Origin of the sequence: Pseudomonas putida, from assembly GCF_001636055.1 — a bacterium.
In the GTDB taxonomy this organism is placed as follows: Bacteria; Pseudomonadota; Gammaproteobacteria; order Pseudomonadales; family Pseudomonadaceae; genus Aquipseudomonas; species Aquipseudomonas machongensis.
Genome location: NZ_CP011789.1, coordinates 3662000 through 3685216, shown reverse-complemented (window position 1 = coordinate 3685216; position 23217 = coordinate 3662000). Strand labels below are relative to the sequence as shown.

Here is a 23217-nt window from a genome sequence, read left to right as displayed (position 1 = left end):
GTCCTATCGCTTTGCCTGCGGAGATTGCATTGGCCTCGATGAATGGACCCCTACCTGATTCCCTACCTGCACCGGCAGGCGGCGGCAGTTGGCTGAGCGTGATCGCGCTGGCGCTGGCGGCGTTCATCTTCAACACCACCGAGTTCGTGCCGGTGGCACTGCTCAGCGACATCGGTCGCAGCTTCGACATGACCACCGCGCAGGTGGGCCTGATGTTGACCATCTACGCCTGGGTGGTGGCACTGGCTTCGCTGCCGATGATGCTGATGACCCGTAACATCGAGCGGCGGCGCCTGTTGCTGTTCGTGTTCCTGGTATTCATCGTCAGCCACTTGCTGTCGTGGATGGCGCAGAGTTTCGCCATGCTGCTGGTCAGCCGCATCGGCATCGCCTTGTCGCACGCGGTGTTCTGGGCGATCACCGCGTCGCTGGCGGTGCGCGTGGCGCCGGCTGGCAAGCAGGCCAAGGCGCTCGGGTTGCTGGCCACCGGCACTACCCTGGCGATGGTCCTGGGCATCCCGCTCGGGCGTGTGGTGGGCGAGGCGCTGGGTTGGCGCATCACCTTCCTCAGCATTGCGGGCGTGGCGCTGGCGACCATGCTTTGCCTGATGAAGTCGCTGCCCTTGCTGCCGAGCCAGAACTCCGGTTCGCTGCGCAGCCTGCCGATCCTGTTCCGCAGGCCTGCCCTGGTCATCACCTATCTTCTGGTCACGCTGGTGATCACCGCACAGTTCACCGCCTACAGCTACATCGAACCGTTCGCCCTGCATGTGGCGCAGATCAGCGGTGAGCACACGACCCTGATCCTGTTGCTGTTCGGTGGGGCGGGTGTGCTCGGCTCGGTGCTGTTCAGCCGTTACAGCGATCGCTTCCCGCACGGTTTCCTGGTCGGCTCGATCGGTTGTCTGGCCGCGTGCCTGTTGCTGCTGTTGCCGCTGTCGGGGAACTTCGCCGCGTTCGCCGTGCTGAGCATGTTCTGGGGCGTGGCGATCCTGAGCTTCAGCCTGTCGCTGCAGTCGAAGACGCTCAAGTTGGCGTCCGACGCTACCGATGTGGCCATGGCACTGTTCTCGGGGATCTACAACATCGGTATCGGTGGCGGTGCATTGCTGGGCAGTATCGTCAGCAGCCAGATCGGTGTGGCCGATATCGGCCTGGTCGGCGGTGTGGTGGCGGTGCTGGGGTTGGGCCTGGCCTTGGCCAGCAGCCAGCGCTTTCGCGATGCCCTGGCCGCGCCCCCCGCGCCTTGAGCTTCACGCCAGTAAAGCCGACCACGCCGACACCAGCAGCAACACTGCCAGAAACTGATTGAAGCGCTGCAGGTGCCGGGGCGAACGCAACCAGCGGGCACTGCCGATCCCGAGCAGGGCCCAGGCGCCCATGCAGGGCAGGGCGATGATCAGAAATACCAGCGCCAGGTGCCACACCGGCAATCCTGGCGTGGCAAACACCCCGATCACTGCCACCGCCATCAGCCAGACCTTGGGGTTGACCAGTTGCAGCGAGGCCGCGCTGCCGACTCCGAAGCGCTGCCGCGCCGTGGCATGCAAGGGCTCGCCAGCGGCGCGGAACAACTGCCAGGCCAGGCGACTCAACCACAGCACGCCCACCCAGCTCATCACTTGCTGCGCCAGCGGGTGGCGCAGCAGCACCTCTCCCAGCCCTAGGCCTACCACCCAGACGATCGCCGCGGCCGCCGCACAGGCCGCGAAGATCGGCGCCAGGCTGGCACGCAAGCCGTTGTGCGCGCCGTGGACGAGAATCAGCAGGTTGGTCGGCCCGGGGCTGATGCTGGCGGCCAAGGCGAAAAGGATGAAGGGCAACAGCGATGACGACATGGTGAGGCTCCTGTGGTTCGGAACACCATGGTCAGGCGTGGGGGCGGTTCAGTCTGGAAGCTTTGAGCAGCGTCGGCGGTAGTCGGCCGGTGTCAGCCGGTAGGCACGACGGAACCAGCGCCCCAGGTGGCTCTGGTCGGCAAAGCCCAAGGCCATGGCCACTTCGCTGGGTGTGTCGCCGCGAGCCAGCAGGCGCCGGGCGCGGGCCAGGCGCAACTGGATCAGGTAGGCGTGTGGGGCCAGGCCGAAGGCGGCCTTGAAGGCGCGGGTCAGGCGAAAGCGATCGACGCCGCAGGCCTGCGCTACTTCGTTCAGGCCGATGTCCTGGTCGATATGGGCGTGCAGGTAGTCGCGCGCTCGCTGGGCGCACAGCGGCAGGCGTGGATCGGGGTCGAGGCGCTTGCGCCAGTGCAGGTGCCGGGTCAGGCAGGCCAGCAGGTCGTCCATGGCGGTCTGGCGCACGATTCTTAGTTCGCCGCCGTGCATGACCTGGAAGGCGCGCAAGGTGGTGCCCGCCAGTCGCGGGTCGGCGCACAGGGTGTCGGCGAAGGCCGGCAGGCAGCCTGCCGGGGCCTGTTCGAACAGCGCATGCAGTTCGTTTTCCAGCCACTTCGAGTCCAGGTACAGCGTGGAGTAGGTGAAGCCTTCGCGCGTGGGAGCGTCGCCATCGTGAAGGTCACCGGGTTCCAGCAGGAACACCTGGCCCGGCGTGCTCTGGTGCCGAACCCGGCGGCAATTGAACTGCTGCACACCCTGTTCGGTGACCCCGACCAGGAAGCTGTCGTGCCAGTGCGGGTCGTAGGCATGGCCGACGAAATGCGCGCGGACCGACTCGATGCCGGTGTCGGCGTCTTGCTTGAGGTCGATCCAGTTGGGCATGGGCGGGGCCTGCGGAAGGGAGTCTTCACCTTAGCCTAAAAGCGCTTCGGATTTTAGAACGGATGTGCATGGGATGGCCTGGGTAATGGCATTGAGCCGGTATACTGGGCGTTTTTGCAGGAAGCTGTTGATCTGATGAAAAAGACATCCGGAAATTGGCTGCGCGCGTTGCTGGTCACGATCGTCGCTGCGGTGATCGCTCAAGTGGTAGCGATCTTGGTACTGATTCCCTTGGTCCAGAACATGGGCGCTACGAGCACCTCGCTGTTGTTCGTCTACCTGGTGTTCGTCGGCTTGTGCTCCCTGGCGAGCGGAGCTCTATCCTTCCGAGCGCCGACGGTGGGGTTTGCCCATGACTGGAAAATCATGTCGCTGATCGCCTCCAGCAAACTCATGCTTCTGGTGACTGTGGCCCTGAGCGTCGTGCCTCTGGCGGTCGAAGGGTTCAAGCTGGCGGGATATATCAAGCAAATGCCCTTCAGCTTGTTCATGTATTGGCTGAGCGGTTTGAGCCTGCTGGTTTTTTCCGTGCTGTATCACCTGTGCGCACCCGTCGCGTATCGGTATCCGACCTTTGAAGACCTGATCAGGCGTGAAGGCAGTGCCAGGGTACTCCGTGGCGATGCCGGCAAGATCTTGGAGGGCTTGCGCGCCAGGCAAACGGCGAGCGAGGCTCCTGGTGCGGCGCCCTTCACGAGCCAGGACGAGCATGTTCTGGAAGTGCTCGCCCAAGGCCGTGTCATTGACGATGCCCAGTGTTATTTCGTCATGCGCGTGCATAGCGCCAACGCCAATTGGAAGGTGCGTTTGGTGCTGACGCTGGCGCTGCTGATTCCCGCCTATGTCATTCCAACCGTGACCGTGGGCAAGATGTTCGCGGTGGTGGACACCGCTCGACAGCAGGTGCACGAGCGGGGTGGCTGGTTGTGCGCCATCTATGGCAACGTGCTGATGCTTGGCAAGGATGCCAACGAGAGGGCCGAGTCTTCCTGCAAAGCGCACTAACCAGGGTCGGGCTGCAACTGCCCAAACTTGCCCTGCAACCACTGATGCAAGCGCGCCACCGCCGGCGACAGCTGCTTGCGGTGCGGGCACACCAGGATCAGGGGGCGCAGGTCGCCGGGGAAATCCGGCATCAGCACCTCGAGTTCGCCGGCCGCGACATTGGCGTGCACGTCCAGCCATGACTTGAAGGCGATGCCTTCGCCGGCCAGTGCCCAGCGCCGTACCACATCGGCGTCATCGCAGAACAGCGGCCCGCTGACCTGCACCGTCTGCTCACCCAGTTGCCAGCGGTCGAAGACCCGCGACTGCTGCAGGTACAGCAGGCAATCGTGCTGTTGCAGGTCTTGCGGGGTGTGCGGGCGGCCGCGGCGGGCGAGGTAGGCGGGGGCGGCGACCAGTACCCTGCGGTTCCACGGCGCCAGTGGCAGCGAGATGTAGTTGGCAGCGTCGTCGATGCCATAGCGGATGCCGACATCCACCGGGTCGCGGTACAGGTCGGCGAGTTCGTCGGAGAGAAAGAAGCGCAGGCTCAAGCCCGAGTGTTCGCGGCGAAACTCGGTGAGCCAGGGCAGCACCAGGTTGCGTCCGACATCCGAAGGCGCCGACACCTGCAGTACACCGCGCAGTTCACTGTGGTCGCCATGCAGGCTCTCGCGCCCGTGACGCAGGGTCTCCAGCACGCTGTGGGCGGTGGGCAGGTACAGTTCACCCTCGGCGGTCAGGCGCAGGCTACGGGTGGTGCGGGCAAACAGACGCACGTCCAGCTCTCGCTCCAGGCGCTTGATCGCTGCTGCGACCTGGCCCGGTAGCAGGTCGGCCTCCAGGGCGGCGGCGGTGAAGCTGCCCAAGGCGCTGGAGCGAATGAACAGTTGTAGATCGTCAAGGCGCAGCATTTTCACTCCTGGAATGAAAGTGTTGCTGCATTGTGCTGGTTTTTCTTTCCTGTGGGAAAGATAAGATACGCGCCATCACCTTCCCTGACAGGAGCAGTTCCGATGGATACCGTCACCCTGGCCAAGCGCCGCTACACCACCAAGGCCTACGACGCCAGCCGCAAGATCCCGCAGGCCACCGTCGATGCACTGCTCGAGCAATTGCGTCATAGCCCGTCCTCGGTCAACTCGCAGCCTTGGCACTTCATCGTCGCCGACAGCGCCGAAGGCAAGGCACGCCTGGCCAAGGCCACCGAAGCCTTCGCCTACAACACACCCAAGATTCTCAACGCCTCGCACGTGATCGTGTTCGCCACCCGCACCGAAATGACCGAGGCGCACCTGCACGCCGTGCTTGACCAGGAAGCGGCCGACGGCCGTTTTCGCGATGATCAGGCCCGTGCCGTCCAGGACACGACGCGCCGTGGCTATGTGAACCTGCACCGCTACGACCTCAAGGATGCGCAGCACTGGATGGAAAAGCAGACTTACCTGGCCCTGGGCACCGCTTTGCTGGGCGCTGCCGCCCACGGGCTCGATGCGACCCCGATCGAGGGCTTCGACAGCAAGGCGCTGGACGCCGAGCTGGGCCTGCGCGAGCGTGGCTTCACCAGTGTCGTGCTGCTGAGCCTGGGGTACCGCAGCGAAGATGACTTCAATGCCGGCCTGAGCAAGTCGCGGCTGCCGGCCGAGACGGTGTTCACCTTCCTCTGAAAAAAACCGGGGCAGGCCTCTACGGTCTGCCCCGGCTTTCAATCCTCCTCCAGCGCCTGCTCGACCACGTCGCGGCTGGCGTCCAGCACTTGCTGCTGTACTTCCTCGCTGGCCAACATACGCCCGACCACCAGAGCACCGACGCACTGGCTGATCAAGGCCCAGGCCCTGCGCTCGTCCCCAAGCGTTTCACTCCACGCGGCCTGCAGTTCGAGCAGCCAGTGTTCGGCCTGCTCACGGACCGGTCGCTCGGCGCGAGCGATCTCGACCCCCAGCGGCGGCAGCGGGCAGCCACCTTCGGGATTGTGCAGGTGGGCCAGGCTCAAGTACTGCTTCAGGCAGCGGCGCAGACGTTCGCGGTCGGCGCCCTGGCTGGCCAGGCGAGCGAACGGGCTATTGCACAGCTCGCGTCGCACCACCTCGCTGAACAGGTCATCCTTGGACGGGAAGTGATTGTAGAAGGCGCCACCGGTAAGGCCGATGGCCTTCATCAACTCGGCGACGCCGGTACTGGCGAAACCACCACGCTTGGCCAGGACGCCGCTGCTGGCCAGCAGCTTCTCGCGAGTCTGTTGCTTGTGATCGGTGGAGTAGCGCATCCGTGACCCTCGGTGTGCTGGCTTGACGGTGCAGCGATCATAGCATAGCGTTCGTTTACTAAATGATCGTTCATCAATGGAGGTGCCGATGACAGAACAACGAAAAGCGGTCCTGGTGATAGGGGCGGGTGATGCCACCGGCGGCGAGATCGCCAAGCGTTTTGCCCGCGAAGGTTATATCGCCTGTGTGACCCGTCGCGACGCTGACAAGCTGCAACCACTGGTGGACGAGATCCGTGCGGCTGGCGGTCAGGCCTACGGTTTCGGCTCCGATGCACGCAAGGAAGAGGCGGTGGCCGAGCTGATCGAAACCATCGAGCGTGATATCGCCCCGATCGAGGCCTTCGTGTTCAACATCGGCGCCAACGTGCCCTGCAGCATCCTCGACGAAACGCCGCGCAAATACTTCAAGATCTGGGAAATGGCCTGCTTCGCCGGCTTTCTCACTTCTCAGGCAGTGGCGCGGCGCATGGTCACCCGCGAACGCGGCACCCTGATCTTCACCGGCGCCACGGCCGGCACCCGCGGCGCCGCCGGTTTTGCTGCCTTCGCCGGTGCCAAGCACGCCTTGCGCGCCCTGGCCCAGAGCATGGCGCGCGAGCTGGGGCCGCGAAACATCCACGTGGCGCACGTGGTGGTCGACGGCGCCATCGACACGGCGTTCATTCGCGATACCTTCCCTGAGCGCTACGCCCTGAAGGACCAGGATGGCATCCTTGACCCGGCGCATATCGCCGACAGCTACTGGTACCTGCACACCCAGCCCCGGGACGCCTGGACGTTCGAACTTGACTTGCGCCCCTGGATCGAACGCTGGTGATCCGCTGTGCCCAACCACCTTCCGCCACAAGGAGTGCTGCATGAGCAAGTGCGTCGAGTTCTACTTTGATCTGGGCAGTCCGGCCAGCTACCTGGCCTGGACCCAGTTGCCCGCCCTGTGTGCCCGCCGAGGCGCCACCCTGGCGCTGCGGCCAATGCTGCTGGGCGGCGTGTTCCAGGCCACCGGCAATGCCTCGCCGGCGACGATACCGGCCAAGGGGCGCTACATGATCGGTGACCTGAAACGCTTCGCTGCCCGTTATGGCGTGCCGTTCAGCCTCCCGCCCGGGTTTCCGATCAATACCCTGAACCTGATGCGGGGCGTGCTCGGCACGCAGATGCGTTCGCCCGAGCGCCTCGAACCCTTGCTCAAGGCGTTGTTCGACGGGCTGTGGGTGCAACAGCGCAATCTGTCGGAACCTGAGGTGCTCGATGCGACGCTGCGCGAAGCAGGCATGGACCCCGAGGCGTTTCGTGCCCTGGCGGCCGACGTCGAGGTCAAGGAGCGGCTCAAGCAGGTGACCCAGGAGGCGGTCGAGCGGGGCGTGTTCGGCGCGCCGATCTGTTTTGTCGGCGGGCAGATGTTCTTCGGTCAGGACCGCTTGGACTTCATCGAAGAAGCATTAACCTAACAGCCGCTCCAGTTGCGTGCGTTCCCATACGCTGAGCAGCTCGACCGGGTCGGTGCCATAGCGCTGCCAGTGGCCGCGCTCGGCCTCGCGGCCATCGGGGGCGCGGCATTCGCTGCAATGGGCGAGGCCTTCGTCGTCGAGGGTCAGGATCAGTTGCCAGTGGCCGATCTGTACCCTGACCCGCCCGTCGCTCAGGTGCTCGTGCACGTCCAGCGCCTGGACGCCGAGGGCGGCGTCACGCAGGCACTGGTAGATCTCACGGCTGTTGGGGGCGGACATGAACGATCAGAAGTTCGCCGGGGTGTTGGCACTGATGATTTCTGCTTCGTCCGGGCCGATGTTCTTGAAGCTGTGCGGCAGCGTGGTGGGGATGTAGTAGCCGTCGCCCGAGTTGAGCACGCTGACCTGGCCATCGACCCACAACTCGACCGTCCCCCGGGTGACCAGCCCGCATTCCTCGCCTTCGGCATGCACGATCGGCTCGCCCGAGTCGGCACCCGGTGCGTAGAGCTCGCGCAGCATGCGCATCTGTCGGCCTTCGACACTGGCGCCGACCAGCAGCATGCGCAGGCCGTTGCGACCCAGGTCAGGTTGCTCGCTGCCGCGGAACACGTAGCGCTCTTCGCGTGCAGGTTCATCGAAGCTGAAGAACTCGGCGAGGCTCATGGGGATGCCTTCGAGGAGTTTTTTCAGGGAACTGACCGAGGGGCTGACGCGGTTCTGCTCGATCTGCGAAATCGTCGAGTTGGTCAGGCCGCTGCGGCGGGCCAGCTCCCGCTGGGAGAGGTTGTTGCGTTCACGCACCAGTTTGAGTCGTGTCCCCGTGTCCATAGCCGCCTTGAGTAGTGAGTGATCAGAGGTGTCAAAAATAATGGGCAGCGCATTAAAACACACTCTGACCGGCAACGCGCTGTGCTTGTCAGGTGCGCTGGACGGCGGGGGCAGGCCACAGCCCGACCAGCAGCAACAGCACGGCCACGGCCACGAACGGCAGGCGCGGATCGACGGCGTAGACCAGCGTCCCGGCCAGCGGCCCGATCACCGCTCCCATGCCTTGAGCAGCGCTGATCGACCCCGCGGTGGCCCCTTGTTCGCTGGCTTGCATGGCATTGGCGGCCAGCGCCGAGAAGGCAGGGAAGACGAAACCCATGCCGGCAGCGGCGACGAAGAAGCACGCCCACAATGCCGGAGCAGTGGTGGCCAAGGCCCCGGCGGCAAAGCCCAGCGCGCTGATGCTGGCGCCCACGCGGATCATCTTCAGCGGTGGCCACTCCAACTGGCGCAGCAGAATCTGCGAGCCAATCAGCGCCACGCCCACGGCGGTCAGGGCGATGCCTGCGGCCTGGGCGGCATCGGCACTGTTCAGTTGCAAGCGATCGAGGGCGAAAAAGCCCACGGTGATCTGCGACACGGTCACGCTGAGCATGGCGCTGAAGGCCACGATCAACGGTCGGCGCAGGCGCGGGTCACCCAGGCGCACAGGGCTTGGCGCATGGTTGTGGGGCAGCGGCTGAGGCTTGAGCTTGAACAGCAGCACGAGGAATGCGCTGGCCGGCAGCAGCGACATGATGAAGAACGGGGCGCTCAGGCTATGGCGCGCCAGCAACGCGGCCAGTGCCGGGCCGAGCACCAGCCCTACGGCATTGGCTGCGCCGAGCAAGGCCATGGCGCGGGCGCGGCGCTCGGGCTCGACATGGTCGGCGATCAGCGCATTGCCGCCCACCGGCAGCGCGGCATAGAAGGCGCCGATCAGGCCGCGGGTCAGCATCAGGCCGAGAAAGGCCAGGGTCGCGCCCGGCAGCCAGCGCAAGGCGCCATCGATGAACAGGCACAGCAGCCAATAGGCGACGGTGAAGCCGGCACTGCCCATCAGCAGGATGCGTCGCCGGCCCAGACGGTCGGCGGCCCGGCCCCATGGGCGTGCAAGAATGACCCAGACCACGCCTGCCACGGTGACCGCCGCACCGGCTTGCCAGGTGGCCATCCCCAGCAGGCGGGCGATGGGGCCGATCAAGGCGACGAACGCCATCATCGACATGGTGCAGGCCATGTTCACCAGCAGCAGCGGGCGCAGGTCCAGGGCGGGGGCTTGGGGCGGGGTGGGAGATGCAGTGTCCTTCGCGGTGGTCATTGAAACATCCATGGCAGGCGGAAAGGTATCGGCCCCATTCCGCCTGCAGGCGTTTTTCAGTCGCTGCGGCGCAAGGGCCCTGGCCACATGCTACGCAATACGCCATCGCGACGCACGAGTGCATGGAACAGCGCTGCGCCGAGGTGGGCCAGGATGGTGACGAACAGCAGGTAGCCCGCCCAGCCGTGCGCTTGGCGCAGCACGGCATACAACTGCAGGTCGTGAGGCATGATTGCTGGCAGTTGCAAGGGCCGTGGGTAGCCGCCGGCCGAGAGCATCGCCCAGCCGAGCAACGGCATGGCCAGCATCAGCCCGTACAGCGCCAGGTGCGAGGCGCCGGCAGCGAAACGCTGCAGCGGTGGCAGGTCGGCGGGCAGTGGCGGGTGCGGCAGGGTCAGGCGCAGGATGATGCGCAGCACCACCAGTGCCAGCAGCGCCAGGCCCGTAGCCTTGTGCAGCTCCACCAGCCAGGGGTGACGTGGCGACAGGTCGCCGACCATGCTCACGCCGATGAACAGCATCGCCAGGATCAGTATCGCCATGAGCCAGTGCACCAGGCGGGCCACGGGGTGGAAGGCGGACGGTTTCATGGGCGGGCTCCTGCGCCGAGGCTTTCACGGCTGCGGCGGTTGAACGATTCCGAGTAGGCGGCCGAACGCGCGGCGAGGATCGGATCGGCGGAGGCTTCGATGCCGCTGGGCAGAATCAGCGGGTCGAAGTTGAGGTCGCGGCAGGCGCCTTGTTCCGGTGCATCGACGTGGTCGATCACCAGGGTGCCGGCATCGATGGTGCGGCGCGAGTCGGGCCATTGGCTGGCCGGGTCGTCGATGGCGTCGCCGGGTTCGGCGAGGGTCAGGCGCAGTGTCCAGCGCAACGGCGCCTGGCTCAGGCGTTGTTGCAGGTCGTGTTGAAGGTACAGGTTGTCCTCGACCTGGGCGGGCAGAGGGGCAAAGGGTGTTTGCGCGACCATGCGCCAGCGCACGGCTTGCGCCTTGCCGCTGGCATCGATCAGGCGAAAGGCGTTGATGCTGTTGTAGTCGGTGTTGGCGAAGCTGTCGCTGGGCTTGGCGCTGGCGGCCCATTGGCGAAAGGCTGCGCTCTCCGGGTGGGCGGCGAAGAACTCCTGCAGCTTGGCCGGGTCCGGTTTGCCGGTGGCCGGGCTCGGGCCGCTGGCCACGACCAGTTCATAGAAACCTTGCGGGGTGCTTACCGCCAACACGGGTGGATTGTTCATGCCGGTACGCCAGACCTGGCCGTCGTCGGTACTCAGCTGGACCGCCAGGCTGCGGGTCGGTACGCCGGCGTCGGGGCTGTAGGGGTTGGCACCGCCGATGGCGAAGCGGCCGATCACCGGCACCCGTGCCTGGCTGAATACCCGCGCACTCGACAGCGCCTGCGCCTGGCCGCTGCTTTCGAAGTAGCCGCTGACGCACAGGCCCTTGGCGTGGTTCTTGCGGTAGCCGGGATGGTGGCCGGCCTGGGCTTCGAAGGTGTCGATGATGCGCTGTGGCGTCAGGGCAGGGGTGCCGATCCATCCGGCGGCATAGGCGAAGCCCGCACCCAGCGCCACGACCGTGGCGCCTATGGCGGCCAGGCGCAGGGCCTTGGCAGGGCCTTGCAGGGGTGTGTTCATGGTGACGTTCCGAGTCAGTGAATGAGCCGGTATGACGTGGGAGCGAAAAATTTATTCCCCCGACGGGAATAGATTTCGTCGCGCCCCGTCTGCCCATTACACTGACAGCCCATGGGGCCGGGGCCTGACCATGCATGACCTGGATGAACAACAATGGCGCGAACTGCTGCAGAGCCTGCGGCGCTTCGCCCTGTGGCTGACCCGCGAAAGCGGCAGTGCCGACGACCTGGTCCAGGCCACCGTCGAGCGTGCGCTCACCCGCAGCGGTCAACAGCGAGAGGAACAGAACCGGCGTGCCTGGCTGTTCACCATCCTCTATCGGCTGTTTCTCGACGGCAAGCGCCGCGATCGCCTGCACTCGCGCTGGCTGAACTGGTTCGGTCGTGGCGGGCAGGCCGAGGAGCCGCTGGGCTACGAGACCGAGAGCATCGTGCTGGCCCAGGCCGACCTGCAGGCCTTCGCCCGCCTGCCCAGCGAACAGCGCGCGCTGTTGCTGCTGGTCAGCGTCGAGGGCTTGAGCTACAAGGAAGTCGCCCAGGCCCTGGATATACCGATCGGCACCGTCATGTCGCGCTTGTCGCGCGCCCGTGCCGCGTTGCGTGAACTGACCGAGGGCAAGCCATCGTCCCCGGCCTTGCGGAGACTGAAATGACTCGCCTGATCCCCACCGAGCAAGAGCTGCACGCCTTTGTCGACGACCAACTGGAGCCTGTACGCCGGGCCGAGGTCGAGGCCTGGCTTGCGGCCAATCCGGAGCAGGCCGCGCGGATCGAGGCCTGGCGCAGCGATGCCCGGCGCCTGCGCGCGGCGCTTGCCGGTTTCAACGACATGCCCCACAACCCGCAACTGGAACTGGCCCACCTGCGACGACGGGTGCGTCAGCGTCGCCAGCAGCGCTTCGCGTCGGCCGCTGTCCTGCTGCTGGCGTTGGGGCTTGGCGGGCTAGGGGGCTGGCAGGCACGTGAATCGACGATGCTGGCAGGCGATTTGCCGATGGCCGACGCGGTGCAGGCACACAAGCTGTTCGCCGATGCCACGGCCCTCGATGTCCAGGCCGATGACCCTGCGCAGTTGCAGTCGTGGCTGGGGCGGCATTTCAACCGGGTCGGCCAGGTGCCGGATCTCAGCGGATACGGCTTCCAGCCGGTGGGCGCACGCCTGCTGGCCAACGAGGACGGCCCGGCGGCATTGTTGGTGTTCCAGGACAAAAAAGGCGAACGCATCAGCCTGTTCATGCGCTCCCCAGGCGGGCGCTACGACCAGATGCCCAGCGGGCAGCGCGTCGATGGGCAGCTCGAGGCGCGCTACTGGTCCCATGGTGACTACAACTTCGCCCTGGTCAGTGCGGCAGACGATGCTCGCGCGGAACAGGTCAGGAGGACCTTGGGCGTCAGTCTCTAGCGACGATTTCCAGGGGAGGCGAACTTTCATTTGAAAGCGCTATGCTTGGCCCATGTCCAGCACACCTGCCTTGCGCCAGCCTTGCCCTCCCGGCGCCTGTGATTGCGGGCGCGAGCAGTTGCACGCGCACCCACCCCAGGCCCAACGCATTCTTCTGCTCAACCGCCAGGAGGAGAAGCGCTTGCTCGAACGTCTGGAAAACCTCCAGAGCCTGGAAGACCTGCAGCGCCTGCAGTCACGCCTCTACGAGCAATTGGGCATTCGCGTGCATATCGCACCAGGCTACAACGAGGTGCGTACCATGCGCGGCTTCGTCATCGAGCTGGACGACCAGCCGGGGCTGTGCCGCAAGACCCGCCAGTCGATCCCCGCCGCCATTCGCAAAGGCCTGGAGCGCAACCCGGAAGTGGCCTTCCGGCTGCTCGATGCCCACGACCTGCTTGGCGGTGCCTGAGTCTCAGCGCATTGCCGCCAGCTTGATGCCAAACCCGACCAGACAAGCTCCGGCCAGCCGCTCGAGCAGGTTGGAGACCCGCGGGTTGGCGCGCATGCGCTCGGCCAGGTGGTGGGTCAGCAGCACCGCGAACAGGCCGTAGAGAAGGGTCAGCCCGGCGACCGTCACCGCCATGAAGGCGAAAGTGATGAAGCCCTGATGCTGTACCGGATCGATGAACAGCGGGAAGAAGGCCATGTAGAACATGATCGCCTTGGGGTTGAGCAGGGTGATCATCATGGTCTGGCGCAGGTAGTGACCGCTGTCCATGCGGCTTTCACGCGGCCCAGTGCCGGGCTTGCTCAGCACCATGCGCAGACCGAGCCAGGCCAGGTAGGTGGCGCCAGCCCACTGCACGACGTGGAAGGCGGCCGGGTAGGCGGCGAGCAGGGTGGCGACGCCTGCAACGGCCAGCCACATCAGCACCTGGTCGCCGAGGATCACCCCGAGGGTCGCCGCCAGCCCGCCCTTGATACCGCCCTTGCCGGTAGCGGTGATCAGGGCGAAGTTGCCGGGGCCGGGAATGGCCAGGAGGACGATGAAGGCGATGACGAAGGCGCCGTAATCGGTTACGCCGAGCATGGGAAAGTTCTCCTGGGGGAATGCCAGGATATATGCCACGTTCCGCCCGCCTTGCATAACGGCCCATCATGAATGCGCTGGAACCTGCAGAAGCGGATCTTGCCGGTCAGAACGTCGCCTTGACCTGCAGCCCCACGACCAGTGCGTTGTCGATCGCTTCGCCGGAGAAGGCGCCCGGCTCGATGATGTACTGCACATCCGGGCGCAGGTTCAGCCACGGCGTGGCCTGGTAGCCATAGCTGAGCTCGATCAGTTGCTCGGCGCTGTCCAGGCCGGGGAAGTCACGCCCGGCATCCAGCGCGGTGGTTTCCAGCAACTGACGGCTGCGCGGATTCGGCACCGCCCGCCCGTAGCCCAGCGCCAGGGTGTCGCGCGGTCGTCCTTCGAAGGGCTTGTACAGCACCACACCGGCGCCATACCAGCGAGTGAAGGGCGAGGCGGCCTTGCTCGACGCTGAATATTGGCCGAACGCATGCAGGCTGCGACCCGCAGAGGCTGGGTCGTTCCACAACGCCTGGTCGACCAGCAGGTAATGGCCACTGCGTCCGGCCACGTCCTGGTCGCTGCCGATGCGCTTCACGTTGGAGCTGTCGTAGTAGTAGCCCAGCTTGTACTCGCCCGGCCGTTCGCCCTGCACCTTGTAGACCAGCTCCACAGGCACCACGGTGCCGGTGCTGTGCTTGGGCCCCAGGTGCCAGGCGCGGCTGGAGTTGCCGTTGCTCTGCGGATCGACGTTGAAGGCCGCCACGCGCAGTTGCCAGGAGGGCGAGAGATCGTATTTGACCCGGGCGCCGAGGTGCGCGTTGGGGTAGTTGGTCCAGCCGCTGCCACCAGACATGTTCAGCGGGTGGCCGCAGAAGCCGGCATTCATGAAATTGCACAGGATGCCGCTGTCCAGGCCGCCGAGGTCGTTGCCCATCGCCATGTAGCCGAGCTTGAGGTTCAAGGCCGGAGTGAACAGGCTGCGCTCGTAGCTCAGTTCGGTGAGGCGGGTATACAGGCCGCCGTAGTTCTCCTGGATCGGCAGACGGTTGCCGACCAGGTCTTCAGAGGCGCTGTTGCCACGACGGTCGTTGACGGTGAGCTGGACCTTGCCGCCGTTGTCCAGGCCATACAGTTTCGACAGGTCGAACTGCACGCCGAACTTGAGGTTCTGCGAGTAACGCGCCGAGCGGTGCAGGCCACCGTGGGCGTTGTAGGCGGTCTCGCCGCTGTAGTCGCCGGTGATGTGGATGCCGTCTTCTTCCAGTTGCTGGCGCAGGCCGCCCCAGTCACCGGTCAGGGTGTTGTCGGCGGCGAGCGAAGCGGTGCTGGTCAGGGCGAAGACAAGAGGGGTCAAGCGAAAAGCGGGGGACATTGCAGGGTCTCGGATGGTCTGTGAGGGCCCCTTCGCGTGCAGGCCGCAGCGACTTGCACGCGAAGGGAGCAACGCGGTCTATGGCAAGGCGTACGAAATCACATAGTCGCCACGGTCAGTCGACTGTCGCGCGCCACCGGCGGTGATCACCACGTACTGCTTGCCGGTCTTGGGCGATACGTAGGTCATCGGCCCGCCCTGGCTGCCGACCGGCAGGCGCGCCTTCCAGATCTCGTTGCCGTTGCTGCTGTCGTAGGCACGCAGGTAGAAATCCTGGGTGCCGGCGATGAACACCAGGCCGCCTTGGGTGGACAGGGTGCCGCCCAGCGTCGGCAGGCCGATCTTGATCGGCAGGTGCATGCGGATACCCAGGGGGCCGGTGTCCTCGACGGTGCCGACCGGCACCTGCCAGGCGATCTGCCGGGTCTTCATGTCGATCGCGGTGAGGGTACCGAACGGCGGCGCCTGGCAGGGGATGCCGGCCACCGACAGGAAGCGGTTCTTGTTCACCGCGTAAGGCGTGCCCTTGAGCGGCACGGCACCCATGCCAGTGTTCAGCGCCTCGCCACCGGAGGCTGCCTGGCCACTGTTCTGCGAAGGGATCATCTGGATCCACAGGCCCAGGCGCATGTCGTTGACGAAAATGAAGCCGTGCACCGGATCAGTCGAAAGGCTGCCCCAGTTCATGCCGCCCAGCGAGCCGGGGAAGCTCAGCGACAGGTCAGTGCCGGGGGCGGTGTACAGGCCGTCGTAGCGCATCTTCTTGAAGTCGATGCGGCACAGCAGTTGATCGTACGGGGTGGCACCCCACATGTCCGACTCGGTCAGGGTCTGCGCGCCGATCTGCGGCATGCCGACGGATTTGGGCTGGGTCGGCGAGTAGGGCTCGTTGGGGATGTTGCTCGGCTTGACCGGTACTTCATCGACCTGGGTCAGCGGTGTACCGGTGGCGCGGTCGAGCACGTAGATCTGCCCGGCCTTGGTGCCGATCACGACTGCCGGCACCGTGCTGCCGTCGTCCTTGGTGAAGTCGATCAGGCTTGGCTGCATCGGCAGGTCGAAGTCCCAGAGATCGTTGTGCACGGTCTGGTAGACCCACTTCTGGTTGCCGGTGGTGGCGTCCAGGGCCAGCACCGAGGCACCGTAGGTGTGGTCGAGCTTGCTGCGCTCCACGCCGTAGATGTCGGTGGAGGAGGAGCCCATCGGCAGGAACACCGTATTCATCGCCGGATCGTACGACATCGGCGCCCAGCTGTTGGGGGTGCTGCGCACGTAGGTGCTACCGTCGGCGGGGGCGTTGCGGTCCTGCGGATTGCCCGGGTCGAAGGCCCAGCGCATCTGCCCGGTCATTACATCGAAGCCGCGCAGTACGCCGCCGGGCATGTCGGTCTGGACGTTGTCGGCGACCCGCCCGCCGACCACTACGGTGGTGCCAGCCATCAGTGGCGCCGAGGAAAGCTGATAGTAGGAATCCGGGACGTCACCCAGGCCGGCCTTCAGATCGACCTGGCCGTTGTTGCCGAAGCCTTCGCAGAAGGCACCGGTGTCGGCATCCACCGCGATCAGGCGACCGTCGATGGTGTTGGTCAGCAGGCGGCGCTGGCAGTTGGCGCCCGCCGGCAGCGCGGCAACGGTGATCGGCGAACTGTGCGGTTGGGTCGGCTGGACGATTGGCGCGGTGGCATCGAAATAGGCCAGGCCACGGCAGCGCTGCCAGACCTTGGATTGCGCGTTGATGGCGTTTTTCCAGAGCTCCTTGCCGGTGTCGGCATCCAGGGCGATCAGGTTGTTGTGCGGGGTGCAGATGAACACCTTGTCGCCGACCTGCAGCGGGGTGAGCTGGTCTTCGGCGCCATTGCCGTCGCTGATCGCGACATCACCGGTGTGGTAGGTCCAGGCCACCTTGAGCTTGTCGACGTTGGCGCGGTTGATCTGGTCCAGCGCGGCGAAGCGGCTGCCGCCTTCGGTGTTGCCGTAGTGCGCCCAGTCCTTCTGCTCTTTGCCCGGCTCCACGGCGGTCAGGCCAGGGCCGTTGCCGGTCGGTGCGACGCTGGGGTGAGCGACGAACATATTGCCTGCGGCGATGGCCAGTACCACTGCCAGTGCTGCAGCCAAAGCATAGGCGCGACGGCCGCTACTGCCGCCGTTGGCAAGCACCAACAGGGGATAGACCAGCGCGACCACCAGGCCGATGGCGCCGAACATGAACAGCCGCGAGAACAGCGGCCAGAACACCAGGCCTGCATCGGCCAGTGCCCAGATAACGGTGCCGAGCAGGAACACGGCGTAGAGCCATGCCCCGGCAGGCTTGCGACGGGCGATGAACAGGCCGGCGATGGCCATCGCCAGGCCGCCGATCAAGAAGTACCAGGAACCGCCCAGGCCGACCAGCTTGACGCCGCCTGCGGCCAGGAGCAGACCGAGCAGGGCGATGATCACGCCCAACCCGACCAGGAGGAATGTGGAGGCGCCAGAAGCGCGGGGTGTGTCGTTCATGCCAGGGATCTCGCAGGTGGAATGCGTGAAGTCTAAGCCCTTAGCAAGCTAATTAACAAGTTAGTACATTTTATTGGGTGACGGATTGTTGCAGGCGCCTAACAGCGTATTTCCGGGAATTCTCACGAAAATTGCGACTAAATGTAGCCAAATGGAGGTGAACAGCATTACTTGCGCATGCGACCAATGTCGTATGCGCAAGGTCGCGCTACGTCGAAATCAGCGCTTGAGTTCGTGTTGCTTGCGGTAGGCACCCGGTTGCATGCCGATCGCTTTTGCGAATGCTCGGGTGAAGGCCGCCACGGATTGATAGCCCGCCTGGGCGCCGACCTGTTCCACGGTATTGCCTGCGCGCAGCAACTGGCAGGCATGGCGCATGCGCAAGGCCAGCAGCACCTGGCCCGGCGACTGCCCGGCGAGTTCGTTGAAACGCTTGAAGAACGCCGAACGCGAAAGCCCGGTGCAGGCCGCCATGCTCTCCAGCGACCAGCTCTGGCCCGGGTCTTCGATCAGGCGTTCGAGCAGGCCGGCAAAGGCCGGCTGGCGGGCGAGGGCGATCAGCCCGCCCAGCGATTGGCCGCCATTTGCCTGCTGGCGCAGCACATAGAGGAACAGCAGGTGGGTCAGGCGTTCGAGCAACGTCTGCGACGGTGTCGGCTGGCGGCGGCACTCTTCCAGGATCAGCTCGAACAGCGCTCGCGCGGCGCTGCCGGCCGGATCGTTGGCCCGCAGCAGGATCCAGTCGGCCAGCCCTTCGACGATCAGCGATGACAGCCCCGACTGGAACTGGAAGAACCCGCACACCAGGCCCACGCCATCCCCTGCGTCGAGGTCCAGCGCCTGCATGGTGCGCCTCGGCTGGGCGCAGGCATCGACGGGATCGGCGTCGCTGGAGAGCCTGTAGGCCAGGTCGCGCAGCAGAAACACCGCATCACCGCTGTCCAGACGGATCGGCTCCGGTTGCCCGTCGATGTGCAGCCAGCAGTGCCCCTGAACCACTAGGTGGAAGCTGGCCCGGCCCATGCCCTGGGTGCTGGCGTGCCAGCCGCCGCAGTAGCGGCCGACATGAAAGAGGCTGGCGTCGAGCTCCAGGCCCTCTAATAACCAATCGACAAGGTGGCAGGACGAAATCATCTAATGCAAAGACTCAGGAGCAAGGAAAGGCGACTGATGAATATGGATGCTATTTCTTATAACCAACAGACTGTATGGACACACATCAAAGGAGACTACTCCATGTCCTCGCGCATTACTCTACACACTCTGCAGAGCGCCCCGGAAGCGGCACGTCCCTTCCTTGAAAACGCCCAGAAGAATTCCGGCTTCATCCCCAACCTGCTGGGCATTCTCGCCAACGCCCCGGCGGCCCTGGAAACCTACGTCACGGTTTCGGCCCTCAACGGCAAGTCCGAACTGACCCTGGCCGAGCGCGAAGTGGTGCAACTGATCGCCGCCACCCAGCACGGTTGCGACTTCTGCGTTGCCGGCCACACCGCAGTGGCCCTGAACAAGGCCAAGCTGCCGCAGGAGGTGGTCGATGCCCTGCGTGCGCGTGGCGAGCTGCCTGATGCGCGCTACGAAACCCTGGCCGAGTTCGCCCGCGAAGTCATCGCCACACGCGGCAATGTCAGCGATGCCACCTACCAGGCCTTCCGCAATGCAGGTTTCAGCGAAGGCAATGCTCTGGAAGTGATTCTGGGCGTGAGTCTCGCAACCCTGTGCAACTTTGCTAATGTGTTCGCCCAGACGCCGCTCAACGACGAGTTGAGCAAGTACCGCTGGCAGCCTTCGGCGTAATCCACGCCTGGTGCCGGCGCGCCGGCGTTTTCAAAGGAGTAGGGACATGCTTGATTCTGCATTTCGACAATGGCTGGATGCCAATGCCGAGGCAATCGACCAGGGCCAGTGCGACCCGCACCTGGTGCTGGCCCATATCGCCGAGTCGCAGTTGCTGCGGGTTGGCGTCGATCCGGCACTTGGCGGCTCGGGCGGTGACGTCACCGACGCCGTAGAGGCCATCGCCGCCATCGCCAGCCGCTCGCTGGCCTCGGCCTTCGTCTGCTGGGGACAGCGGGCCTTCATCGAATACCTGCTGCACAGCCCCAACCAGGCCTTGCGCGAGCGGTTGCTGCCAGACCTGCTGACCGGCGAACTGGCCGGCGCCACTGGCTTGTCCAATGCCATGAAGTTCCTCTCCGGTATCGAGGCCCTGCAAGTGCAGGCGCGTACCGAGGGCGAGGGCTGGACCCTTGAAGGCCGCCTGCACTGGGTGACCAATCTGCGCAAGAGTGGCTTCGTGGTAGCGGCGGCGATCGAGGCTGAAGCGGGCCAGGCACCTTTCGTGATGGCGATCCCGTCCAGCAGTCAGGGCCTTGAGCGTTCCGACGACCTGCAACTGATGGGCCTGCAGTCGAGCAGCACCGCCGCGCTGGCGTTCCACCAGGTCGCTCTGGACCGGACCTGGCTGCTGCACGAGAACGCCCGCGAGTTCCTGCCTCGGGTGCGGCCGGCATTCCTGGCGCTGCAGTGCGGCATGTCCATCGGCCTGACCCGTCGCGCCCTGGATGAAGTGCGCGAACACCTGCAAGGGCGCGGTTCGTTCCTCGCCGAAGCGGAACAGGTGTTGCGCGAGCGTCTGGAGAATACCGTCGGCGAGCTCAAGCAGGGTCTGCTCGACGGGCGTTTCCTCAACCAGCCCGCGGCACTGTTCAAGCTGCGCATCACCCTGGCCGAAAGCGCCGCCGATGCGGTGCAGATGGAGCTTCAGGCCAGCGGCGGCAAGGCTTATCTCACTGCCTATGGCGAAGGCTTCGCCCGGCGTTGGCGCGAGTCGGCCTTCGTGCCGATCGTCACGCCGAGCCTGGTGCAACTGCGCGCCGAACTGCAACGCCAGGCGGCGAACGTATGACCGACGTGTTGCTCGAAGCCCGCGCCATCAGCCTGGGCTACCCCCGCGAGGGCGGCTGGCAGGCGGTGCTGGAACAGTTCGACCTCAAGCTGTCGCCGGGCGAAGTGGTGACCATCCTCGGCCCCAGCGGTGTCGGCAAGTCCAGCCTGCTCCGCGTGCTGGCCGGTCTGCAGCAGCCTGGTGGCGGTGCGGTGTCCCTGCACGGCGAGCCCCTGCAGGGGCCGCACCCGCGTCTGGCCGTTGCCTTCCAGGATCCAAGCCTGCTGCCCTGGCTGAGCCTTGAAAAGAACGTTGCCTTTGGCCTCGACTTCGCCCGTCAGCCTGCGCTGGCGGCGGCCGAGCGTCGTGCCCGGATCGACCACGCCATCGAGGCAGTGGGCCTGAACCATGCGCGCAGCCAGTACCCGGCGCAGCTGTCGGGCGGCATGGCCCAGCGCACGGCACTGGCCCGTTGCCTGGCGCGCCAGCCCGAAGTGCTGCTGCTGGACGAACCCTTCGGCGCACTCGATGAAGTGACCCGCGCGGACATGCAGCAACTGCTGCTGCAACTGATCGCCACCCACAACACCGCGGCGGTGCTGATCACCCACGATATCGACGAAGCCCTGCTGTTGTCCGATCGCGTGCTGCTACTGGGCAACCACCCGGCGCGCACCCTCGGGCAATGGCACATCGACCTGCCGCAGCCGCGCGCGCAGCGGGTCGAGGAGCTGGGCGCGCTGCGCATCGAGATTCTGAAAACCCTACGGCAGGCGAGCCGCCCCACCTCAACATCTTCTTCCCCCCTGTCGTCGGAGCCTGCCCATGTGCATGGATGATTGCTGCTCTTCCACGTCGCGTCGCGATTTCATCAAGCTCAGCGCCATGCTCACCGCCGCCGGCGCCTTGCCGATGCTGTCGAGCCTGCAGGCGCGCGCTGCCGCCGAGCCGGACGCGCCGGTACGCATCGGCTACCTGCCGATCACCGACGCCACGCCCTTGCTGGTGGCGCACAACAATGGCCTGTTCGAGGCCGAAGGCATCAAGGCCGAGCGTCCGGTACTGCTGCGCAGCTGGGCGCAGGTGATCGAAGCGTTCATCTCCGGGCAGGTCAACGTGATTCACCTGCTGTCACCGATGACGGTCTGGGCCCGCTATGGCAGCAAGGTGCCGGCCAAGGTCGTGGCCTGGAACCACGTCGGTGGCTCGGGCCTGACCGTTGCGCCGGACATCACCGACATGAAACAGCTCGGTGGCAAGACCGTCGCCATTCCGTTCTGGTACTCGATCCACAACGTGGTGCTGCAACAGATGCTCAGTGACAACGGCCTGACGCCTGTGTCCAAGCCTGCCAACGCGCAACTGGCGGCCAACGAGGTCAACCTGCTGGTACTGCCGCCTTCGGACATGCCGCCAGCCCTCGCCAGCAAGCGCATCGCCGGCTACATCGTCGCCGAACCCTTCAATGCCCTGGCCGAGAATCTCAAGGTCGGGCGCGTGCAGCGCTTCACCGGCGATGTCTGGCGTAACCATGCGTGCTGCGTGGTGTTCATGCACGAGCATGACCTGAACAATCGCCCGGAGTGGTCGCAGAAGGTGGTCAACGCCATCGTCAAGGCGCAGCAATGGACCCGCGATCACCGCGCCGAGGCCGCGGCGTTGCTGTCCAAGGCCGGTCCCAACAAATACACCCCGCACGAGCCTGCGGTGCTGACCAAGGTCCTGGCGCCTTCGGCCGAAGACCGTGCCGCCTACATCGCCAGCGGTGCGATCCAGCATCAGCAGTGGGACGAAAAGCGCATCGACTTCCAGCCGTACCCGTTCCCCAGCTACACCGAGGAGCTGGTCAAGCGCTTGAAGAACACCCTGATCGAGGGCGAGAGCGGCTTCCTCGCCGGGCTGGATCCGGCGCAGACCGCGCGCGACCTGGTGGACGACCGCTTCGTGCGCAACGCCATCGCCGCCGTGGGTGGCCCGTCGGTGTTCGGCATCGCCGACAACTTCGAGCGTAGCGAGGAGTTCGCGGTCTGATGCGCAAGCATGTCGTACATGGCGCCCTGGGCCTTGCCGGGCTGGCGGTGCTGTTGCTGTTGTGGTGGGCGGGGGTGCAGGTGTTCGGCGAGGCCGACGGCCTGTCGGCGCGTTTCTCGCCCCAGGCGACGCTGGAGAGCCTGGTCGAGCTGCTGGGCCATGGCGAGGTCTACGGGCACATCTGGGTGAGTCTCAAGCGTATTCTCATCGGCCTGCTGCTGGCCCTGCTGATCGGGGTGCCGCTGGGTTTGCTGGTGGGCAGCTACCGGCATCTGGAGGCGGCGACCACGCCGGCGTTCCAGTTCCTGCGGATGATCTCGCCGCTGTCGTGGATGCCGGTGGTGGTGATGCTGATGGGGGTGGGCGATCAGCCGATCTACTTCCTCCTGGCGTTCGCCGCGCTGTGGCCGATCCTGCTCAACACCGCCGCAGGCGTGCGTCAGCTCGACCCGCGCTGGTTGCAGCTGTCGCGCAGCTTGAGTGCCACGCGCTGGGAAACCCTGTGCAAGGTGATCATCCCGGGGGTGATCGGCCATGTGCTGACCGGCGTGCGCCTGGCGATCGGCATCCTGTGGATCGTGCTGGTGCCGTGCGAGATGCTCGGGGTCAGCGCGGGCCTTGGGTACTTCATCCTCGACACCCGTGACCGCCTGGCCTATTCGGAGCTGATGGCGATGGTGCTGCTGATCGGTGTGCTGGGCTTCATGCTCGATGCCCTGGCGCGCGGGCTGCATCGGCGCTGGGTGCATGCCTGAGGTGTTGCTGGCGCCCGCAGGTTGGGCGCCGCA

Annotated in this window: 26 protein-coding genes; 13 read left to right on the top strand and 13 right to left on the bottom strand. The window is 65.5% G+C overall.

Annotated features, from left to right (window positions below; genetic code table 11):
* Nucleotides 1-38: 38 nt before the first annotated feature.
* Nucleotides 39-1250, top strand: coding sequence for a sugar transporter (locus tag AB688_RS16280; protein WP_063545127.1), 1212 nt, complete (start codon nt 39-41; stop codon nt 1248-1250).
* A 3-nt stretch (nt 1251-1253) separates the two neighbouring features.
* Here AB688_RS16280 and AB688_RS16275 read toward each other — a convergent pair whose 3' ends face one another.
* Entirely contained in the window at nt 1254-1838 is a 585-nt protein-coding gene (locus tag AB688_RS16275; RefSeq protein WP_063545126.1) for a LysE family translocator, read from the bottom strand.
* Nucleotides 1839-1886: 48 nt separating this feature from the next.
* Nucleotides 1887-2717 (bottom strand): AraC family transcriptional regulator, encoded by an 831-nt coding sequence (locus tag AB688_RS16270; RefSeq protein ID WP_063545125.1) that lies wholly within the window; start codon nt 2715-2717, stop codon nt 1887-1889.
* Between the two features lie 135 nt (nt 2718-2852).
* On the opposite strand from AB688_RS16270, the gene AB688_RS16265 reads away from it, so the two are divergent.
* The gene (locus AB688_RS16265; protein WP_063545124.1) at nt 2853-3722 is read left to right on the top strand and encodes a hypothetical protein; all 870 of its coding nucleotides are present in this window, start codon (nt 2853-2855) and stop codon (nt 3720-3722) included.
* On the opposite strand, the gene AB688_RS16260 is transcribed toward AB688_RS16265, so the two are convergent.
* Complete coding sequence (locus AB688_RS16260; RefSeq protein WP_063545123.1) at nt 3719-4615, bottom strand: LysR family transcriptional regulator; 897 nt, start codon at nt 4613-4615, stop codon at nt 3719-3721. The two genes, AB688_RS16265 and AB688_RS16260, sit on opposite strands and share 4 nt — an antisense overlap.
* Before the next feature lie 102 nt (nt 4616-4717).
* Between AB688_RS16260 and nfsB the strand changes: the two genes are divergently transcribed.
* Nucleotides 4718-5368, top strand: coding sequence for an oxygen-insensitive NAD(P)H nitroreductase (gene nfsB / locus AB688_RS16255; protein WP_063545122.1), 651 nt, complete (start codon nt 4718-4720; stop codon nt 5366-5368).
* Nucleotides 5369-5406: 38 nt separating this feature from the next.
* On the opposite strand, the gene AB688_RS16250 is transcribed toward nfsB, so the two are convergent.
* Nucleotides 5407-5967, bottom strand: a complete 561-nt coding sequence (locus tag AB688_RS16250) for a TetR/AcrR family transcriptional regulator (RefSeq protein WP_054890865.1) — start codon at nt 5965-5967, stop codon at nt 5407-5409.
* Nucleotides 5968-6055: 88 nt separating this feature from the next.
* Between AB688_RS16250 and AB688_RS16245 the strand changes: the two genes are divergently transcribed.
* The gene (locus AB688_RS16245; RefSeq protein WP_063546751.1) at nt 6056-6787 is read left to right on the top strand and encodes an SDR family oxidoreductase; all 732 of its coding nucleotides are present in this window, start codon (nt 6056-6058) and stop codon (nt 6785-6787) included.
* 40 nt (nt 6788-6827) lie between these two features.
* On the top strand, nt 6828-7418 hold the full coding sequence (locus AB688_RS16240) for a 2-hydroxychromene-2-carboxylate isomerase (RefSeq protein WP_063545121.1): 591 nt from the start codon (nt 6828-6830) through the stop codon (nt 7416-7418).
* On the opposite strand, the gene AB688_RS16235 is transcribed toward AB688_RS16240, so the two are convergent.
* The 5 genes from AB688_RS16235 to AB688_RS16215 all read right to left on the bottom strand — a co-directional run bounded on the left by AB688_RS16235 (nt 7410) and on the right by AB688_RS16215 (nt 11182).
* Nucleotides 7410-7697: a DUF7693 family protein gene (locus AB688_RS16235; RefSeq protein ID WP_063545120.1), complete on the bottom strand. Its 288-nt coding sequence runs from the start codon at nt 7695-7697 to the stop codon at nt 7410-7412. The two genes, AB688_RS16240 and AB688_RS16235, sit on opposite strands and share 9 nt — an antisense overlap.
* 6 nt (nt 7698-7703) lie before the next feature.
* A complete protein-coding gene (locus AB688_RS16230; RefSeq protein ID WP_063545119.1) occupies nt 7704-8249 on the bottom strand; it encodes a cupin domain-containing protein in 546 nt (181 codons plus the stop codon).
* Nucleotides 8250-8337: 88 nt separating this feature from the next.
* Nucleotides 8338-9549 (bottom strand): MFS transporter, encoded by a 1212-nt coding sequence (locus tag AB688_RS16225; RefSeq protein ID WP_063545118.1) that lies wholly within the window; start codon nt 9547-9549, stop codon nt 8338-8340.
* A gap of 56 nt (nt 9550-9605) precedes the next feature.
* Complete coding sequence (locus AB688_RS16220; RefSeq protein WP_063545117.1) at nt 9606-10139, bottom strand: cytochrome b; 534 nt, start codon at nt 10137-10139, stop codon at nt 9606-9608.
* Nucleotides 10136-11182 carry a catalase family peroxidase gene (locus tag AB688_RS16215; RefSeq protein WP_063545116.1) on the bottom strand — a complete coding sequence of 349 codons (1047 nt, stop codon included), beginning with the start codon at nt 11180-11182 and terminating at the stop codon, nt 10136-10138. The genes AB688_RS16220 and AB688_RS16215 overlap by 4 nt, the downstream gene beginning before the upstream one ends.
* Nucleotides 11183-11312: 130 nt before the next feature.
* Between AB688_RS16215 and AB688_RS16210 the strand changes: the two genes are divergently transcribed.
* From AB688_RS16210 to AB688_RS16200, 3 genes are read left to right on the top strand one after another with little or no spacing between them, the layout of a single operon-like run.
* On the top strand, nt 11313-11834 hold the full coding sequence (locus tag AB688_RS16210; RefSeq protein WP_054890858.1) for a sigma-70 family RNA polymerase sigma factor: 522 nt from the start codon (nt 11313-11315) through the stop codon (nt 11832-11834).
* Nucleotides 11831-12583 carry an anti-sigma factor family protein gene (locus AB688_RS16205; RefSeq protein WP_063545115.1) on the top strand — a complete coding sequence of 251 codons (753 nt, stop codon included), beginning with the start codon at nt 11831-11833 and terminating at the stop codon, nt 12581-12583. Before AB688_RS16210 ends, AB688_RS16205 begins: the two co-directional genes overlap by 4 nt.
* A gap of 52 nt (nt 12584-12635) precedes the next feature.
* Entirely contained in the window at nt 12636-13037 is a 402-nt protein-coding gene (locus AB688_RS16200; protein WP_054890856.1) for a hypothetical protein, read from the top strand.
* A gap of 3 nt (nt 13038-13040) precedes the next feature.
* On the opposite strand, the gene AB688_RS16195 is transcribed toward AB688_RS16200, so the two are convergent.
* The 4 genes from AB688_RS16195 to AB688_RS16180 form a co-directional block, all read right to left on the bottom strand.
* The gene (locus tag AB688_RS16195; RefSeq protein ID WP_063545114.1) at nt 13041-13658 is read right to left on the bottom strand and encodes a LysE family transporter; all 618 of its coding nucleotides are present in this window, start codon (nt 13656-13658) and stop codon (nt 13041-13043) included.
* Between the two features lie 106 nt (nt 13659-13764).
* A complete protein-coding gene (locus AB688_RS16190) occupies nt 13765-15015 on the bottom strand; it encodes a carbohydrate porin (RefSeq protein WP_063545113.1) in 1251 nt (416 codons plus the stop codon).
* A gap of 78 nt (nt 15016-15093) precedes the next feature.
* Nucleotides 15094-17511 (bottom strand): glucose/quinate/shikimate family membrane-bound PQQ-dependent dehydrogenase, encoded by a 2418-nt coding sequence (locus AB688_RS16185; RefSeq protein WP_063545112.1) that lies wholly within the window; start codon nt 17509-17511, stop codon nt 15094-15096.
* Nucleotides 17512-17730: 219 nt separating this feature from the next.
* Nucleotides 17731-18645, bottom strand: coding sequence for an AraC family transcriptional regulator (locus tag AB688_RS16180; protein WP_063545111.1), 915 nt, complete (start codon nt 18643-18645; stop codon nt 17731-17733).
* A gap of 102 nt (nt 18646-18747) precedes the next feature.
* Between AB688_RS16180 and AB688_RS16175 the strand changes: the two genes are divergently transcribed.
* The 5 genes from AB688_RS16175 to AB688_RS16155 are packed head-to-tail and all read left to right on the top strand — an operon-like array spanning nt 18748 to nt 23184.
* Entirely contained in the window at nt 18748-19308 is a 561-nt protein-coding gene (locus AB688_RS16175) for a carboxymuconolactone decarboxylase family protein (protein WP_063545110.1), read from the top strand.
* A gap of 46 nt (nt 19309-19354) precedes the next feature.
* Nucleotides 19355-20419: an acyl-CoA dehydrogenase family protein gene (locus AB688_RS16170; protein ID WP_054890850.1), complete on the top strand. Its 1065-nt coding sequence runs from the start codon at nt 19355-19357 to the stop codon at nt 20417-20419.
* Complete coding sequence (locus tag AB688_RS16165) at nt 20416-21237, top strand: ABC transporter ATP-binding protein (RefSeq protein ID WP_054890849.1); 822 nt, start codon at nt 20416-20418, stop codon at nt 21235-21237. Before AB688_RS16170 ends, AB688_RS16165 begins: the two co-directional genes overlap by 4 nt.
* The gene (locus AB688_RS16160; protein WP_063545109.1) at nt 21224-22429 is read left to right on the top strand and encodes an ABC transporter substrate-binding protein; all 1206 of its coding nucleotides are present in this window, start codon (nt 21224-21226) and stop codon (nt 22427-22429) included. The genes AB688_RS16165 and AB688_RS16160 overlap by 14 nt, the downstream gene beginning before the upstream one ends.
* Nucleotides 22429-23184 carry an ABC transporter permease gene (locus AB688_RS16155; protein ID WP_054890847.1) on the top strand — a complete coding sequence of 252 codons (756 nt, stop codon included), beginning with the start codon at nt 22429-22431 and terminating at the stop codon, nt 23182-23184. The genes AB688_RS16160 and AB688_RS16155 overlap by 1 nt, the downstream gene beginning before the upstream one ends.
* The last annotated feature ends 33 nt before the right edge of the window (nt 23185-23217 follow it).

Bases quoted from the DNA above. Each gene is read 5' to 3' on its own strand.
- AB688_RS16280 (WP_063545127.1), top strand. From the start codon at position 39: ATGAATGGACCCCTACCTGATTCCCTACCTGCACCGGCAGGCGGCGGC.
- AB688_RS16275 (WP_063545126.1), bottom strand. From the start codon at position 1,838: ATGTCGTCATCGCTGTTGCCCTTCATCCTTTTCGCCTTGGCCGCCAGC.
- AB688_RS16270 (WP_063545125.1), bottom strand. From the start codon at position 2,717: ATGCCCAACTGGATCGACCTCAAGCAAGACGCCGACACCGGCATCGAG.
- AB688_RS16265 (WP_063545124.1), top strand. From the start codon at position 2,853: ATGAAAAAGACATCCGGAAATTGGCTGCGCGCGTTGCTGGTCACGATC.
- AB688_RS16260 (WP_063545123.1), bottom strand. From the start codon at position 4,615: ATGCTGCGCCTTGACGATCTACAACTGTTCATTCGCTCCAGCGCCTTG.
- nfsB (WP_063545122.1), top strand. From the start codon at position 4,718: ATGGATACCGTCACCCTGGCCAAGCGCCGCTACACCACCAAGGCCTAC.
- AB688_RS16250 (WP_054890865.1), bottom strand. From the start codon at position 5,967: ATGCGCTACTCCACCGATCACAAGCAACAGACTCGCGAGAAGCTGCTG.
- AB688_RS16245 (WP_063546751.1), top strand. From the start codon at position 6,056: ATGACAGAACAACGAAAAGCGGTCCTGGTGATAGGGGCGGGTGATGCC.
- AB688_RS16240 (WP_063545121.1), top strand. From the start codon at position 6,828: ATGAGCAAGTGCGTCGAGTTCTACTTTGATCTGGGCAGTCCGGCCAGC.
- AB688_RS16235 (WP_063545120.1), bottom strand. From the start codon at position 7,697: ATGTCCGCCCCCAACAGCCGTGAGATCTACCAGTGCCTGCGTGACGCC.
- AB688_RS16230 (WP_063545119.1), bottom strand. From the start codon at position 8,249: ATGGACACGGGGACACGACTCAAACTGGTGCGTGAACGCAACAACCTC.
- AB688_RS16225 (WP_063545118.1), bottom strand. From the start codon at position 9,549: ATGACCACCGCGAAGGACACTGCATCTCCCACCCCGCCCCAAGCCCCC.
- AB688_RS16220 (WP_063545117.1), bottom strand. From the start codon at position 10,139: ATGAAACCGTCCGCCTTCCACCCCGTGGCCCGCCTGGTGCACTGGCTC.
- AB688_RS16215 (WP_063545116.1), bottom strand. From the start codon at position 11,182: ATGAACACACCCCTGCAAGGCCCTGCCAAGGCCCTGCGCCTGGCCGCC.
- AB688_RS16210 (WP_054890858.1), top strand. From the start codon at position 11,313: ATGCATGACCTGGATGAACAACAATGGCGCGAACTGCTGCAGAGCCTG.
- AB688_RS16205 (WP_063545115.1), top strand. From the start codon at position 11,831: ATGACTCGCCTGATCCCCACCGAGCAAGAGCTGCACGCCTTTGTCGAC.
- AB688_RS16200 (WP_054890856.1), top strand. From the start codon at position 12,636: ATGTCCAGCACACCTGCCTTGCGCCAGCCTTGCCCTCCCGGCGCCTGT.
- AB688_RS16195 (WP_063545114.1), bottom strand. From the start codon at position 13,658: ATGCTCGGCGTAACCGATTACGGCGCCTTCGTCATCGCCTTCATCGTC.
- AB688_RS16190 (WP_063545113.1), bottom strand. From the start codon at position 15,015: ATGTCCCCCGCTTTTCGCTTGACCCCTCTTGTCTTCGCCCTGACCAGC.
- AB688_RS16185 (WP_063545112.1), bottom strand. From the start codon at position 17,511: ATGAACGACACACCCCGCGCTTCTGGCGCCTCCACATTCCTCCTGGTC.
- AB688_RS16180 (WP_063545111.1), bottom strand. From the start codon at position 18,645: ATGATTTCGTCCTGCCACCTTGTCGATTGGTTATTAGAGGGCCTGGAG.
- AB688_RS16175 (WP_063545110.1), top strand. From the start codon at position 18,748: ATGTCCTCGCGCATTACTCTACACACTCTGCAGAGCGCCCCGGAAGCG.
- AB688_RS16170 (WP_054890850.1), top strand. From the start codon at position 19,355: ATGCTTGATTCTGCATTTCGACAATGGCTGGATGCCAATGCCGAGGCA.
- AB688_RS16165 (WP_054890849.1), top strand. From the start codon at position 20,416: ATGACCGACGTGTTGCTCGAAGCCCGCGCCATCAGCCTGGGCTACCCC.
- AB688_RS16160 (WP_063545109.1), top strand. From the start codon at position 21,224: ATGTGCATGGATGATTGCTGCTCTTCCACGTCGCGTCGCGATTTCATC.
- AB688_RS16155 (WP_054890847.1), top strand. From the start codon at position 22,429: ATGCGCAAGCATGTCGTACATGGCGCCCTGGGCCTTGCCGGGCTGGCG.